The sequence below is a fragment of the Dorea ammoniilytica genome (assembly GCF_025567415.1).
GTDB lineage: Bacteria > Bacillota > Clostridia > Lachnospirales > Lachnospiraceae > Claveliimonas > Claveliimonas ammoniilytica.
On record NZ_JAOQJV010000004.1, the window covers coordinates 11,570 to 27,018 of the forward strand.

At 45.2% G+C, this 15,449-nt stretch carries 12 protein-coding genes; 1 reads left to right on the forward strand and 11 read right to left on the reverse strand.

The window, feature by feature from the left end; genetic code table 11:
- Positions 1 to 30: 30 nt before the first annotated feature.
- The gene (locus OCV65_RS04660; protein WP_262581102.1) at positions 31 to 1,047 is read left to right on the forward strand and encodes an acyltransferase family protein; all 1,017 of its coding nucleotides are present in this window, start codon (positions 31 to 33) and stop codon (positions 1,045 to 1,047) included.
- Positions 1,048 to 1,096: 49 nt separating this feature from the next.
- Here the strand turns inward: OCV65_RS04660 and OCV65_RS04665 are convergent, their stop codons facing one another.
- From OCV65_RS04665 to uvrB, 11 genes are all read right to left on the reverse strand, one after another.
- Positions 1,097 to 2,011: a nucleotidyltransferase family protein gene (locus OCV65_RS04665; RefSeq protein WP_262581103.1), complete on the reverse strand. Its 915-nt coding sequence runs from the start codon at positions 2,009 to 2,011 to the stop codon at positions 1,097 to 1,099.
- 21 nt (positions 2,012 to 2,032) lie between these two features.
- A complete protein-coding gene (locus OCV65_RS04670; protein ID WP_118384412.1) occupies positions 2,033 to 2,296 on the reverse strand; it encodes an HPr family phosphocarrier protein in 264 nt (87 codons plus the stop codon).
- Positions 2,297 to 2,300: 4 nt separating this feature from the next.
- Positions 2,301 to 3,563, reverse strand: a complete 1,263-nt coding sequence (locus OCV65_RS04675; protein WP_262581104.1) for a CdaR family protein — start codon at positions 3,561 to 3,563, stop codon at positions 2,301 to 2,303.
- Positions 3,535 to 4,428: a diadenylate cyclase CdaA gene (cdaA, locus tag OCV65_RS04680; protein ID WP_262581105.1), complete on the reverse strand. Its 894-nt coding sequence runs from the start codon at positions 4,426 to 4,428 to the stop codon at positions 3,535 to 3,537. The genes OCV65_RS04675 and cdaA overlap by 29 nt, the downstream gene beginning before the upstream one ends.
- 60 nt (positions 4,429 to 4,488) lie before the next feature.
- Positions 4,489 to 5,757 carry a hypothetical protein gene (locus tag OCV65_RS04685; RefSeq protein WP_262581106.1) on the reverse strand — a complete coding sequence of 423 codons (1,269 nt, stop codon included), beginning with the start codon at positions 5,755 to 5,757 and terminating at the stop codon, positions 4,489 to 4,491.
- A gap of 2 nt (positions 5,758 to 5,759) precedes the next feature.
- Entirely contained in the window at positions 5,760 to 6,170 is a 411-nt protein-coding gene (locus tag OCV65_RS04690) for a hypothetical protein (RefSeq protein ID WP_262581107.1), read from the reverse strand.
- 68 nt (positions 6,171 to 6,238) lie between these two features.
- Complete coding sequence (locus OCV65_RS04695) at positions 6,239 to 6,985, reverse strand: ComF family protein (protein WP_262581108.1); 747 nt, start codon at positions 6,983 to 6,985, stop codon at positions 6,239 to 6,241.
- The gene (gene recD2 / locus OCV65_RS04700; protein WP_262581109.1) at positions 6,982 to 9,198 is read right to left on the reverse strand and encodes an SF1B family DNA helicase RecD2; all 2,217 of its coding nucleotides are present in this window, start codon (positions 9,196 to 9,198) and stop codon (positions 6,982 to 6,984) included. Before recD2 ends, OCV65_RS04695 begins: the two co-directional genes overlap by 4 nt.
- A gap of 20 nt (positions 9,199 to 9,218) precedes the next feature.
- Positions 9,219 to 10,208, reverse strand: a complete 990-nt coding sequence (gene mreB / locus OCV65_RS04705) for a rod shape-determining protein (RefSeq protein ID WP_118451667.1) — start codon at positions 10,206 to 10,208, stop codon at positions 9,219 to 9,221.
- A 177-nt stretch (positions 10,209 to 10,385) separates the two neighbouring features.
- Entirely contained in the window at positions 10,386 to 13,226 is a 2,841-nt protein-coding gene (gene uvrA / locus OCV65_RS04710) for an excinuclease ABC subunit UvrA (RefSeq protein ID WP_262581110.1), read from the reverse strand.
- A gap of 57 nt (positions 13,227 to 13,283) precedes the next feature.
- Positions 13,284 to 15,275: an excinuclease ABC subunit UvrB gene (uvrB, locus tag OCV65_RS04715; RefSeq protein WP_262581111.1), complete on the reverse strand. Its 1,992-nt coding sequence runs from the start codon at positions 15,273 to 15,275 to the stop codon at positions 13,284 to 13,286.
- Positions 15,276 to 15,449 lie beyond the last annotated feature (174 nt).

Below are 15,449 nucleotides of genomic sequence, written 5' to 3' on the forward strand. Positions count from 1 at the left end.
GTGCTATCTGATGGCAGAATGGAGATTCTTATGAACAAAAAAATATTTACGTGGAATTTACTAAGCATTTACCGGACCGAATTAATGGGATGTTCAATCCTTGGAATCATACTCTTTCATTGGTCTGAAAACTGTTCAAACCATGGAATCCCGCTAACCGGTTTCCTAAAACTCTTTTCTCTTGGCAATCGCTTTGTAGATGTATTTTTAATCCTGTCTGGAATAGGCCTGTACTATTCTTATCGAAAAAATGAAGATACTAAAAATTTCTATATTCGAAGAATGTTCAACATCCTGCCTTCTTACTGCATCATAGCAATGCCGTACTGGATCTATTACGATCTGATCTTCAGCACCAGGACATGGATGAATGTACTTCTGGACTTTTCCTTTATTTCTTTTGTTACAGAAGCGTGCCGCCGTTTTTGGTTTATCGGACTGATCATAGTATTATACCTTTTATTCCCGGCATTCTACAAAATAATCTATCACTGGAAGAACCGCTGGATCGGAACTGCATTATCATTTGCCGTATATCTTATTTTTGCTGCAGGCTTGTGGAAAACAGCACCATCGGTTTACTCAAATATAGAGATAGCACTGGGACGTATTCCCTGCTTTATTCTTGGTATATTTTTAGGAGAGAAAGTGTATAACAAACAGCACATAACTAAAAAACCTCTCGCAGCTGCTTATGCAGGTCTTTTATCAAGCACTGCCCTGATAAAATTTTGCCGCCTGCCATTTTTGACAAATGTAGCAGATCGAAGTATCGAAGGAATCTTTTATGCATTATCTTTTCTCTTAATATTGATTACTCTGCTGGCTTTTATTGAAAACTTAAAAATATACAGCGTTATCAAAATTCTGCTGTGTGTTCCCGGCAGGATGACTATGGAAATCTACCTGCTGCATGTTGCTTTTAGAAGTATTTTCGACTACCCGGCTGATTTCACTAATTATCATCTTTTAATCGCAGCATCCATACTGCTGGCATTTCCTATACACAAAGCCGGAAAGGCCGTCTCGCAGTTCTTCCGTTCATAAAGAAAAAGGCTTTGACACTTCCGCGTCAAAGCCCTCATTCCTTCTTCACTTAAAACAACTTCTCCGAATACACTCCGTCTTTAATCAGCTTCTGGATAGCCGCCACAACATCCGGCTTATCTTCTTTATAGGTTACACCGAACCACTCATCATGTGACTTTCGCACCTCGACTCTCATCTTGCCTTCTTTCAGCAGATCGCCGATGATCGTCGGCAGAAGGTATTCGCCCTTCAGATTCTCCGGATCCAACTTCTCCAGAAATTCATCAAACCCCTTATCCAACACCTCAAAGAACTTCGGTGATAATCCCCACATGTTCATAGAGACTTCTGATTCCACATCGATTGGCACTGCTCCGTCCTCTGTCTGCACTGCCGCACCTTCAGCGGTCTTGACAATATTGGATGTCTCTACGATCTCAGACAGCATGCGGTGTTCATCTACCTTGCACACGCCACGGGTTACACCGCCATTATCGCTCAAAGTATTCTTCAGCACGAAACCTACCATACACGCTTCATACGCATTATCATCTTTTCTTCCTGTCAGATATGCATATGCTTCTCTGTAAGCTTCCTTGCCGTAATAATCGTCTGCATTGATTACCAGAAATGGCTCATCTACCACATCTTTACAGCACAGGATTGCCTGACCGGTTCCCCACGGCTTCTTTCTTCCTTCTGTCTTCTTCTGGAAACGCTCCGGGATATCATTCAGTTCCTGATAAGCGTATTCTACTTCTACCAGCTTCTCCATGCGTCTGCCGATGATCTCTTTAAAATCCTTGTCCAGATCTTTACGGATTACGAATACAACCTTATTAAATCCCGCCTCCAGCGCATCATGAATGGAATAATCCATAATGATCTCACCGTTTGGTCCTACTGCCTCCAGCTGTTTGATACCGCCGCCAAACCGACTTCCGATTCCTGCTGCCATGACGACCAGTGTTACTTTACTCATTTGTACCTCTCTTTGTCTGGTTTATTCTCCCAGACCATCTTCAATTGCTTTTACCATTGCTTCCATTGCTTCTTTTTCATCCGGTCCCTCACACTCGAGCACGATTTCATCTCCGCTTTTAATGCATGCGCCAAGTACACTGAGTACACTTTTTGCGTTAGCCATCGTATTGTCATAACGAAATCTGACACTGCATTCAAACTCAGATGCTTTGTTGCAGAAGATTCCGGCCGGACGCATATGAAGTCCCGTAGGATTGGTGATCTTTACTTTTTTTGTAATCATACTTTTAATTTCCTCCGCTATCTTTCTCTTCCAGCACGAGTTCTACTTCAACATCTTCTGTCAGCGTACATCCATCCGGCAGCTTAAACTGTACTGGCACTTTATAGGTTCCTGCTTTTGTATATTCAGCCAGATCAATGATTGCAATCTGCTCAATGTTCAGAGTATCCAACTGTTCCTTTGATCCTTTTACATGTACTTCCAGATTATCCGTTTTGTTATAACTCATACGCAGGTTCTCATCCAGATTTTTCACTGTAATAGATCCAACCGGAAGCTCATAGTTCTTGGTTCCGTCTTTTTCCAGTGTTACTGTAATAATCACCGAACTTGCGTTACTGTCTGCCAGTTCGATATCTTCTGGCAGATATTTGCTAATATCTATCGTGTAATCTGTGCGGGAATCAATGGCTTCACCACTGAATTCTTCCGCAGGAATATCTATACTCTTAACCTTTGCCAAAGCATCTTCCGGTCCCGCAATCTCTATCTCTTCCGGAGCCAGCTTCACATTGGAAATGGAATATCCTTCTTTTACTTCAATTTCCGATGTATCCGCCTCCACAGGTACTGTCGTTGTCCGATACAGCGTTACCGATACACTCACACCTACATTACCCAGGTTGTTTGCCAGCCTTGACTGGTCGATCACGTTATTGTTCTCATCGTACAATACCAGCGCAGAATCCAGCACGGTATTCTCTGAGAGTCCGGACACATTAACTTCAGCCTCTACCTTACTGATCTTTTCCACCAGAGACTTTGGTCCGTTGATCGTTACCGTCTCCGGATCAGCTGTCAGCTTGCCGAGCACATAACCACTTCGTACCTGACCGCTTGCCACTGGTGTAATATATGTGGTCTTGCTTACATTATCCTCGATCTGTATCTGCAGATTACGCGGACTTGCCGTTGCTTCACAGCTGCCCTCATATCCATTTACCGTTACTTCCAATGGAATCTGTGTATTCAGATACATTTCCTTAATATCTGCTGTAACAACAATGTCGCTTGCCTTAATCTTACTCAGCGTCCGACGTTTTGCCGAAACTACTACGCTTACATTCTGCGTGTCGTCTACGATCTGATAAGTCTTATTCTGTTCCGTCAATATCTCGGAGTGTTCTACTGTAACCGGTATGTTCGTAAATGTCTTAGTCATTACCGGATCGTCAATATTGACCACTATCAGCCACAGCATAAATGCAAACAGGAAGGCTAACAGCTTCAGGCTAAAATTATTTTTCAGCTTTTTTATCATCATCATGCCTTCCTTTCTTCAGTTTTTCTACCAGAATGTTCGCCGGGTTCTTAGAATGCTTCCGTTGCTGGATTGCATGGAAGCGCTCTCTCAGTTCTGCTTCCGTCAGGTTTCTGGAAAGTCTGCCGCCCTGTGCTACAGATACTCCTCCGGTCTCCTCAGATACCACTACGATCATGGCATCACTGACTTCACTCATACCGACTGCCGCACGGTGTCTGGTTCCCAGATCCTTGCTCAGTTCCATGTTATCAGACAATGGCAGGTAACAGGTTGCCGCCACGATCCTGTCGTTCCGCACGATAATAGCTCCGTCATGAAGCGGAGTATTATGCTCAAATATATTGATCAGTACTTGGCTGGAGATCAGACAATCCATCTGAATACCGGTACTCTCATATTCTGTCAGCTGGATCAGCTGCTCTACTACGATCAGTGCTCCTGTTTTTACTTTGCTCATGGAAAATACAGCACGCACGATACCGTCAACTGTCTCATCACTGAACCGTACTCGTTCTTTGGAATCAAACGGAAGCATGGATGTCAGCATCTGTTTTTCGCCCAGCTTCTCCAGACCTCGCCGGAGTTCTGGTTGAAAAACGACCACTGCCGCCACAGCCATAACTGCTGCTGCTTCTTTTGCCAGCCACAGGATCGTATGCATCTGTAAAATGGCTGCCATCAGTATGAATCCCGCAAGTGCCAGAATGCCACGCATCAGCATCCACGCCTTGGTATTCTTGATCCATACCATAATCTGATAGATCAGAAATGTAATGATCAAGATTTCCAGAATGTCCGTGAAACGCAATTCCGGAAAATAAATGCCTTTTACATATTGTTCAAAAAACTGCGATATTCTCTGCGCCATTCTGTCACCTCCCCATTCTTCTGAACTTGTTGTCTGCCTGTGCTACTTCTTTTATATCTTTTATTTATTATCTTTATTCAGATTCAATTCTTTCTCGAGACTCCGTGTCAGAAGCAGATGCTCAGTATCCGCATCGGATAACTGTCTCTTCTGTGGAGACGGTTTTCTCTTAACTGCTGCCTTCTTTGGATTCGGCTGCTGTCTGTCCACTGTCTTTCTTGGTTTTGCCTGCTTACGTTCCTGTCCTGCCTGCTGTTTCTTAGCATGTCTGACTGGTTCCTGTGCCGCATGACTTGGAGTTTCTTTTCTCACATGCTTCTTCGCAGCATCTTTCTGTGCATGCTGCTGTGTCTTCTTACGCAGTTCCTTTGCATCAATCACTTCTGTCTCAGAAGGATATTCTTCACGCTTGTTGATCTGCTGTACTGTCTTCTCTGGAACAGTTACTCCCACTTTCGGAACTGCTTTTACATAGTAATAATACTCATCATCTTCAAACTGCAGGGATTCGCATTTGCTGTAATCTACTGCAAAGAATATAATTTCCAGAACCAGTCCGGTCACTACCGCTACAACTGCCCCTACGAACAGTGTTGTTGTAGAAATCTTTACACCCAGTACAGAGCCGCCTGCTGCTGCCACGATCAGATACGCCAATGCCCCAGCCACGCTTGCGGCTTTCCACGCATGTGCCATCGCTGCACGACGAATGGTATATACCAGTATGATACAGATTATGCCGGCGATCACCATCAGCCACATTTCTTTGCTGGAAACTGCCTGTTTGGCAAATTTGATCATATCATTTACAAAGCTGCTACTCTTTGCAGCCTGAATTGCCGCTGCTGACTTTTTCACCTGGTGAATCATATAATACGCAATCGTTCCAAGTGCTGCCGGAACTGCATATGCCGGTGTGCCAAGCAGACCTAATGCCACCAATGCAGCTGCCGGAACCTTAGCAATATATGCTGTCACTACTACTAATATCACGATCGCTGTCTTTGGTGCGAATCGAAGATAGAATACATACATGATCACAAACAGAAGCGCTGTCACGATCAGCATGCCCAGGGATACGCTATAGACATGTGCCATCGTCAGTACCGCTCCTGCTATCAGTGTGAAGATCGGTGGCAGAAAAGCGCATATCACAGCCAGCCCCAATGCAACTACCGGATTCGCCAGCATATGCATATAACCTATCTCCCGATTAATCATAAAGAACGCCACAAACGCCAGTACAAAGCGTACCACCTTATCTATGTATGTCGAATACTGTGCATAGACATTCTGTAATTTCCCTTTCAGTTCTAATACGCTTTCCATAACTATCTGTTCTCCTTCTTCATATCTTTCTTCTTATATAAATTGAGAAGTCTGGCAAGATCATGATTATATAACTTCACTCTCGCCCTTGCCTCTTTGTGTCGGTTATTGCAGGTAACATGCGTATATACTGCATATGCAATTATAATTGCCAGATACGCTGCTACAATCGCAATTGCTGTAACAATGATCATGCCGACAGACATCTTTTCCATCAACTTATCAAACACACTGATTCCCAGAAGTACAACCAGACATACATATCCTATCGTTACCCACAAAATAGTCGCCAGCGTATGCAGACTGGTATAGTCTTTTCTATAGTAAGCGCTGACCTTCAGATCCTCTCTCCCCTGCTGTTCCTCATAGAGAGCCATTCTTGTCATCAGCTTGACTTTTCTCTCATCTAACATTCTGCACCTCGTTATCTCTACACTTAGTTATTATTATTTCTAAACATTATTATTCAGTATACCAAATATCATGTACCTTGTCCAATGCTTACCGTCAGAAAATGCACTTTCTCAGCGCCAGCAAGTCTTACCGTCTTCGCTGCCACATCGATCGTGCTTCCTGTCGTGTAAATGTCATCGATCAGCAACACGTTGACTCCCTGCAGTTTCATTCCCTTCCAGGCAAATGCGTGCTGCAGGTTTTTCCGCCGTCCCCGCGCGTCCATAACTTTCTGTGGAATTGTATTTTTATTTCGGATAAGGCTTTCTGTATCTACCGGAATGTCCATAAGTCTGCCAATCTCTTTTGCCAGGATTTCTGCCTGATTATATCCTCTTTTCCGTCTTCTGCTTTTACTGAGTGGTATTGGAATGATGATGGCGATCTGCCATTTACGTATTGTTCTGCCATATGCACGTACCATCTCACGGGCAAATGCACGGCCATATATCCGTCGATTATGATATTTGAATTGATAGATTGCCGGGCGCACCACTGACACATGCTGCCAGACCGCCCTGCCGCTCTCATAATAATGCGAGTGCCTGCTGCAGTCGTAACAGTATTCCTCTTCTTCACGCCGAATTGGCTTACCACAGCGCATACAATATGGATTCCTCACATAAGGAAGCTTTGCTCTGCACGCACCACAGATTCCCGCCTCCGATACCTTACCGCAAAACGGACAGGTATTAGGAAACAGGAATACCATGATTTTATCTGTAAAGACTGTAATATTAGAAATAGTTTTAGAAATAAATGCTCGTATTCTCATAGGCAGAACTCCCTGATCTGCTCTGCCAGACTCGAATTACGATTCAGCTCGTTATTATTCTGGATCATGTCTGCAAAGACCTGTTCACTGCCTACCAGTGTCACACATTTTCTTGCTCTGGTTACTGCTGTATAAATCAAATTGCGGTTGTATAACTGTCTCGGTCCCTGAAGGAGCGGAATTACTACCGCCGGATACTCACTTCCCTGAGACTTGTGAATGGTGATCGCATAAGCCAGTTCCAGTTCGTCCAACGACTGAAACGAATAACTTACCCGTCTGTGCTCATCAAACTCTACCGTCATAGTCTCTGCATATGTATTAATCTCCCGGATAATGCCCATATCACCATTAAACACACCCAGACCTTTATCCACCGTCATACCGTATTTGGTGCATACTTCCCACTCAATCTGGTAATTATTGCGGATCTGCATGACCTTATCGCCCTCGCGGAACTTCTTATCACCATATTCTTTTTCCGCTTTAGACGGTGATGGCGGATTCAGATATTCCTGCAGAATACCATTTAACCTTTCTACCCCGAGCAGACCTTTCCGCATGGGTGTCAACACCTGGATATCGTATGGCTCTGCATTTACATATTTTGGCAATTTCTTCTGGATCAATGTCAGCACCACACTGATGATCGTGTTGGCATCCTGCCTCTTCAGAAAGAAAAAATCACGACTCTTATTGTCCAGAATCACAGGTTCTCCGCGGTTGATCTTGTGAGCATTTACCACGATATCACTCTCGCCTGCCTGACGGAAAATACGCGTCAGTTTCACTACTGGGAAACATTTGGACGCAATAATATCCTTCAGCACGCTTCCCGGTCCCACAGATGGAAGCTGATTCCGGTCTCCCACCAGGATGAGTCTCGTCCCCACGCACACAGCCGATAAGAGTGCATGCATCAGCGGAAGATCCACCATCGACATCTCATCTACTATGATCACATCTGTTTCCAGTGGGTTATCCCTGTTCCGGCTGAAGCCGTTTTTCTGTTCTTCATCCTCTGGATTACCGCTGACTTCCAGCAGGCGGTGTACCGTCTGTGCTTCATATCCGGTTGTCTCCGTCATACGCTTTGCTGCTCTTCCGGTCGGTGCTGCCAGCAGAATATCCGCTCCGTCACTTTCAAAATAATGGATCATGGCATTGATTGTCGTCGTCTTACCGGTTCCCGGTCCTCCGGTCAGCACAAGTACTCCATGACGTACCGCCTCAACAACCGCTTCCCGCTGTTTCTCATCCAGCGGCAGATCCATATTTTCCTCAATCTGTGCCAGTCGGTGCAATACTCCTGTCTCACTCACATCATAAGTAACATTTAGATCATGGAGCATCTTCGCCGTATTCATTTCCATATAATAATAATTCGATGGATATACTCGCTTCACGCCATCTGCTTCTTTCAGGATCACCTTGCGTTCCATAGACAGATCCATCAGATATTTTTCAATATGCTCCAGATCCACTTCCAGTAGCTGTCCTGCCCTGCGTGCCAAAAGTTCCTCATCCAGGAAAATATGCCCTGCATTCACTCCCTGAAGCAATGTATAAAATATTCCACTGCGGATCCGGTAATCGGAATCCGTATGAATACCGATTCTCTTCGCTATCTCATCCGCAGTTCGGAATCCCACACCACTGATATGATCCGCCATCTGGTAAGGGTTCTCTTCCAGCACACGGTAAATTCCATTGCCATAATACTGATAAATCTTTGCTGCCAGCGTCGTAGAAATGCCATATTTCTGCAGATAGATCATTGCCTGACGCATATCCTTCTTCTCTTCTACCTGCTCTGCAATCTCTCTTGCTTTGCGCTCACTGATGCCTTTGACCTCTGCCAGCCGCTCCGGTTCTTCCTCTATAATTCGGAATGTATCTTCTTTAAACTTTCGCACAATCCTCCCTGCCAATGCAGCGCCGACTCCACGGATTGCCCCTGAGCCCAGATATCGCTCGATCGACATCAGATCTTCCGGTTCGCAGACCTCTGATTCAGACACGGAAAGCTGCAGTCCGTACAGGCTGTGATTCACATATTCGCCTGTCAGCTTCAGCAGCTCACCTTCTTCAATATAGAGAAATGTACCCACGCAGGTCAGATCTCCATCTTCGTTATTCAGATTAAATACCGTATATCCATTATCCTCATTCCGATATACGATGTGTTCTACATATCCTTTGATTTCTTCCATATAACCGCTTTTCTCTGCTTTTATCCTTCATTCCGTCCGCTCATAAATTCCACATACTGTCCGGTACCGATGGCTACAACTGTCATAGGATTCTCTGCAGTCATAGTATTGATTCCGGTTCGTTCTTCAATCAGTTCTTCCAGTCCTCGCAGCATTGCCCCACCTCCGGTCAGCACAATTCCACGATCCAGAATATCTGCTGAAAGTTCCGGTGGTGTACGTTCAAGCACGCTGATAACCGCTTCTACAATCTGCCCAACCGGCTCCTTCAATGCCTGCTCGGTCTCCGCAGATGTTACCGTCACCGTCTTCGGAAGCCCGGTCATAAGATTCCGTCCTGTCACTTCCATAGACTCTTCCTCTACCAGCGGATATGTTGATCCGATCTTGATCTTAATATCTTCTGCTGTACGCTCCCCGATCAGCAGGTTATGCTTCTTCCGCACATAGCGCACGATCGCATCATCAAAGTTATCTCCGGCAATCTTAATAGAAGTATTAACCACAGTTCCACCCAGCGAGATAACCGCCACATCTGCCGTACCGCCTCCGATATCTACGATCATATTGCCGCACGGTCTGGAAATATCGATTCCAGCACCGATTGCAGCAGCCACCGGTTCTTCGATCAGTCTGACTTCACGAGCTCCTGCTGCATAGGTCGCCTCTTCAACTGCCTTACGTTCTACTTCTGTCACTCCACTCGGCACACAGATACTGATTCTCGGCTTACTGAAAGCTCTCCTGCCCATTGCTTTCTGCACAAAATATTTGATCATCTTTTCTGTCACTGTATAATCAGAAATCACGCCCTGACGCAGCGGACGCACTGCCACAATATTCCCCGGCGTCCTGCCAAGCATCAGTCTGGCTTCTTCTCCGATTGCTTTGATGCTGTTGGTATCCCGGTCATATGCTACTACGGAAGGCTCTTTTAATATTACGCCCTTCCCTTTCACATACACCAGAACGCTTGCGGTCCCCAAATCAATTCCGATTTCAACTGCCATTCCTGTTCCCCTTTCATCATCCGGTTACTTTCTGAACCAGCCACTTCATTTATGCACAGAGGTATAATAAGTAACTCTACTTATTATACCTCTTTATCATTCGTTCTTATTCATGAAATCTGTCAACAATGACATTATAGTAAACTTTGTGTCTGTTGAAAAGTCTTTTTTTCAGGTTTATCCTTTCTTCAACATCATGTCGATGTATTTACCTGTATAAGATACCGGATTCAGTGCAACTTCTTCCGGCGTGCCTTCTGCGATCACCGTACCGCCTTTCGCACCGCCTTCAGGTCCGATATCGATAATGTAGTCTGCCGTTTTGATCACATCCAGATTGTGCTCGATTACTACAACCGTATTACCATCGGATGCCAGCCTCTTCAGAATCTCGGTCAGCTTATGCACATCTGCAAAATGCAATCCCGTCGTCGGCTCATCCAGAATATAAATCGTCTTACCGGTGCTGCGCTTACTAAGCTCTGTTGCCAGCTTGATCCGCTGTGCCTCACCTCCGGACAATGTCGTCGATGGCTGTCCAAGACGCAGATAGGAAAGTCCCACATCATACAGCGTCTCAATCTTTCTCCGGATGGATGGAACATTTTCAAAGAAAGTCAACGCTTCTTCTACCGTCATATTTAACACGTCATAAATACTCTTGCCTTTATAATGTACTTCCAGTGTCTCGCGGTTATAGCGCTTGCCACCGCACACTTCACACGGAACATACACATCCGGCAGAAAATGCATCTCAATCTTCAGAATACCGTCACCGGAACATGCTTCGCATCGTCCGCCCTTTACATTGAAGCTAAAACGCCCTTTCTTATAGCCTCGTTCTTTGGCATCCTGTGTTGCTGCAAACAGGTCACGGATCTGATCAAACACACCCGTATAAGTTGCCGGATTGGATCTCGGTGTACGACCAATTGGTGACTGATCGATATTGATCACCTTGTCCAACTGCTCCACACCTTCTATCTTTTTATGCTTTCCCGGAATCGTTCTGGCACGGTTCAGCTTCTTCGCCAGATATTTGTAAAGGATCTCATTGACCAGCGAACTCTTACCTGATCCTGACACACCGGTTACACACGTCATGACTCCCAGTGGAATCTTCACATCAATATTCTTCAGGTTATTCTCCTGTGCACCTACGATCTTCAGCCATCCTGTCGGTTTCCTGCGCTCCTCCGGAATCGGTATACGAATCCGACCACTGAGATATGCGCCTGTGATAGATTCCGGCACCTGCATGATCTCCTCTGCCGTTCCTTCTGCGATCACTTCACCACCATGTTCTCCGGCACCAGGTCCAATATCCACAATATGATCTGCTGCAAACATAGTATCCTCGTCATGTTCTACCACGATTACCGTATTACCCAGATCCCGCAGGTGTTTCAGTGTTCCAAGCAATTTATCATTATCTCTCTGATGCAGACCGATACTTGGTTCATCCAGAATATATGCCACACCTACCAGGCCGGAGCCAATCTGTGTTGCCAGTCGGATTCGCTGCGCTTCTCCTCCGGACAACGTTCCGGTTGCACGCGACAGCGTCAGATAATCCAATCCTACATCTAGCAAGAACTGCAGTCTCGCACGTATTTCTTTCAATATCTGGTCACCGATCATATGCTGCTGACTGGTCAGCTCCAGATTATCCAGGAATTTAGCCAGTTCCTCAATCGAAAATGATGTAATCTCTGCAATATTATGATTCCCAATCGTTACCGCAAGTGCTCCTGGCTTCAAGCGCTGTCCCTTGCATGCACGGCAAGGTGTGATCCGCATAAATTCTTCATACTCTGCCTTGGATGCTTCCGAATAAGTCTCACGATATCTGCGCTCTACGTTCTTAACAATACCTTCAAATGCAATATCGTAGAACCCTTCTCCGCGCTGTCCAAAATAATGCACATTCACATTCTTACCATTCGTACCGTGAATCAGTATATTCTGAATCTCCTCCGGATATTCCTCAAACGGCGTATCCAGTGAAAATTGATATTCTTCCGCAAGTGCTTCCAGTATGGCTCTGGTAAAACTGCCCTTCTTGCTGGCAGACTGCCATCCCATGACTGTGATTGCACCTTCATTGATACTCAGGCTCTTATCCGGAATGATCAGATCAGCATCAAATTCCATCTTATATCCAAGTCCGGAACACTCCGGGCAAGCCCCGAACGGATTGTTAAATGAGAAGCTTCTCGGTTCAATCTCTTCAATGCTGATACCACAATCCGGACAGGAAAAGCTCTGGCTGAAATTCACCTGTTCTCCGCCAATCACATCGACTGTCATCAGTCCCTCTGCAAGATGCAGAACATTCTCCACCGAATCCGTCAATCTCTTTTCAATCCCCGGCTTTACCACCAGACGATCTACAACAATCTCTATATTATGCTTCAGATTCTTATCCAGCTGAATGTCTTCCGACAATTCATACATACTGCCATCGATCCGCACACGGACATATCCGCTCTTCTTTGCACGCTCCAGCAGCTTCACATGCGTACCTTTCCGTCCTCGTACCACCGGTGCCAACAGCTGAATTCTGGTTCCCTGCTCCATCTCCATGATCTGATCGACCATCTGATCAACCGTCTGCTTCTTAATCTCTTTTCCACATTTCGGGCAATGTGGAATACCAATCCTCGCATATAATAATCGGAAATAATCATATATCTCTGTCACAGTACCTACTGTCGAACGAGGATTACGATTTGTAGACTTCTGGTCAATTGAAATTGCCGGCGAAAGTCCTTCGATGCTTTCCACATCCGGCTTCTCCATCTGTCCCAGGAACATTCTGGCATAAGATGACAACGACTCCATATATCTGCGCTGTCCTTCTGCATAAATGGTATCAAATGCCAGCGAAGACTTACCGGATCCCGACAGTCCTGTCAGAACCACCAGCTCGTCTCTTGGAATATCCAGACTAATATTCTTGAGATTATGCTCATTGGCTCCCCGTATACGAATACATTTTTTATTCTTATCCGACATAACATGCTCCTTTGTTACTAATTCAATGATTTATTTTTAGTTTATTCTATACTTATTCTATGTTTCATCCATGTCCAGTAGCTGTTTCTTCAGCTCTGTCATCTTATCACGCAGCTCTGCCGCTGCCTCGAAGTTCAATTCTGCTGCTGCTTTCCTCATCTGCTTGGTCACTTCCCCTACCAGCTTCTCCAGTTCTGCTTTGCTCATCGACTCTGGATCCTTTTCTATCTGCATCTCCGCAGATGCTGCCTTTCTGGAAATCGTAATCAGATCTCTGACTGCCTTATGAATAGACTGCGGTGTGATACCATGCTCTTCATTGTACTTCATCTGGATACTGCGTCGACGCTCGGTCTCATCCAATGCCTTTCGCATAGAATCTGTGATCGTATCTGCATACATGATCACATGACCCTCGGAATTTCTTGCAGCACGTCCAATCGTCTGGATCAACGATGTCTCGGAACGCAGGAATCCTTCTTTATCTGCATCCAGAATCACCACCAGTGAAATCTCCGGAATGTCCAGTCCTTCTCGCAGAAGATTAATACCGACCAATACATCAAACACATCCAGACGCATATCGCGCACGATCTCCGAACGCTCCAGCGTATCAATATCTGAATGGAGATATTTGACACGGATACCAAGTTCCCGCATATAATCTGTCAGATCTTCTGCCATTCTCTTGGTCAGCGTTGTTACCAATATCTTATTCTTCTTATCTGTCTCTTTCTTAATCTCACCGACCAGATCGTCAATCTGGCCTTCTACCGGACGCACATCAATCTCCGGATCCAGAAGACCCGTCGGTCTGATTACCTGCTCTGTGCGCAGAAGTTCATGCTCATCTTCGTATTTGCCAGGTGTAGCAGATACAAACAGAACCTGATTGATCTTACTCTCAAACTCTTCAAAACTGAGCGGACGGTTATCCAGTGCTGACGGCAGACGGAATCCATAATCCACCAGCGTCCGCTTTCTGGACTGGTCGCCGTGATACATGCCGCCTATCTGCGGCACCGTCATATGCGACTCATCAATCATCATAACGAAATCATCCGGAAAATAATCAATCAATGTATGCGGTGGCTGTCCCGGTGCAAGTCCCGTCAAATGTCTCGAATAGTTCTCAATTCCTGAGCAGAAACCTGTCTCCCTCATCATTTCAATATCAAAATTCGTACGCTCCGCTATTCTCTGTGCTTCTAACAGCTTATCTTCGCCCTTAAAATAACGCACCTGCTGCTCCAGCTCCGCTTCAATTGCTGTGATCGCACGCTCCATATTCTCCTTGGACACGACATAATGAGAAGCCGGGAATATCGCAATATGCTTCAGATCCCGCTTAATCTCGCCGGTCAGCACATCCACTTCTGTGATCCGATCTACTTCATCTCCAAAAAACTCTACGCGAACCGCCAGTTCTCCTGATCCTGCCGGGAATATCTCTACCACATCTCCATGCACACGGAACGTACCACGATGAAAATCCATCTCGTTACGGGTATACTGAATATCAATCAGCTTATGGATCATCTCATCCCGATCCTTCTCCATGCCCGGGCGCAGAGAAATCACCATATCTTTATAGTCAATCGGCGAACCCAGACCATAGATGCAGGAAACACTGGCTACAATAATGACATCCCGCCGCTCAGACAGTGCCGCTGTCGCTGAATGACGCAATTTGTCAATCTCATCATTGATCGCTGAATCCTTCGCAATATATGTGTCAGAGGATGGAACATAAGCCTCCGGCTGGTAGTAGTCATAATAGGAGACAAAATATTCTACTGCGTTATTCGGAAAGAACTCTTTGAACTCTCCGTATAACTGTGCAGCCAATGTCTTATTATGCGCAATGATCAGTGTTGGTTTATTCAATTCCCGAATGACATTCGCCATGGTAAATGTCTTACCTGATCCAGTGACACCAAGCAATGTCTGACACTGATTCCCTTCTTTAAAACCTGCCACGAGATCTGCAATGGCTTTCGGCTGATCTCCGGTTGGCTGATATTCAGATACTAATTCAAAATGATCCATATGATTTCTCCTGATCTGCTCTAAGTTGGCGGTGATATTTTAGAAATAGTAATTGTGTTCTTAGTATGTTACTTGTCCAGTATATCATTCAGGATAAAAAAAGTACAGAACAATTCGAATGTTTGTTCTGTACTTTTTAAACAATCTGCACTTCAATATTTCTATTCCATAACT

What these genes read in the sequence shown, in the direction of transcription:
- OCV65_RS04660 (WP_262581102.1), top strand. Translation starts at nt 31, where the DNA reads ATGAACAAAAAAATATTTACGTGGAATTTACTAAGCATTTACCGGACC.
- OCV65_RS04665 (WP_262581103.1), bottom strand. Translation starts at nt 2,011, where the DNA reads ATGAGTAAAGTAACACTGGTCGTCATGGCAGCAGGAATCGGAAGTCGG.
- OCV65_RS04670 (WP_118384412.1), bottom strand. Translation starts at nt 2,296, where the DNA reads ATGATTACAAAAAAAGTAAAGATCACCAATCCTACGGGACTTCATATG.
- OCV65_RS04675 (WP_262581104.1), bottom strand. Translation starts at nt 3,563, where the DNA reads ATGATGATGATAAAAAAGCTGAAAAATAATTTTAGCCTGAAGCTGTTA.
- cdaA (WP_262581105.1), bottom strand. Translation starts at nt 4,428, where the DNA reads ATGGCGCAGAGAATATCGCAGTTTTTTGAACAATATGTAAAAGGCATT.
- OCV65_RS04685 (WP_262581106.1), bottom strand. Translation starts at nt 5,757, where the DNA reads ATGGAAAGCGTATTAGAACTGAAAGGGAAATTACAGAATGTCTATGCA.
- OCV65_RS04690 (WP_262581107.1), bottom strand. Translation starts at nt 6,170, where the DNA reads ATGTTAGATGAGAGAAAAGTCAAGCTGATGACAAGAATGGCTCTCTAT.
- OCV65_RS04695 (WP_262581108.1), bottom strand. Translation starts at nt 6,985, where the DNA reads ATGAGAATACGAGCATTTATTTCTAAAACTATTTCTAATATTACAGTC.
- recD2 (WP_262581109.1), bottom strand. Translation starts at nt 9,198, where the DNA reads ATGGAAGAAATCAAAGGATATGTAGAACACATCGTATATCGGAATGAG.
- mreB (WP_118451667.1), bottom strand. Translation starts at nt 10,208, where the DNA reads ATGGCAGTTGAAATCGGAATTGATTTGGGGACCGCAAGCGTTCTGGTG.
- uvrA (WP_262581110.1), bottom strand. Translation starts at nt 13,226, where the DNA reads ATGTCGGATAAGAATAAAAAATGTATTCGTATACGGGGAGCCAATGAG.
- uvrB (WP_262581111.1), bottom strand. Translation starts at nt 15,275, where the DNA reads ATGGATCATTTTGAATTAGTATCTGAATATCAGCCAACCGGAGATCAG.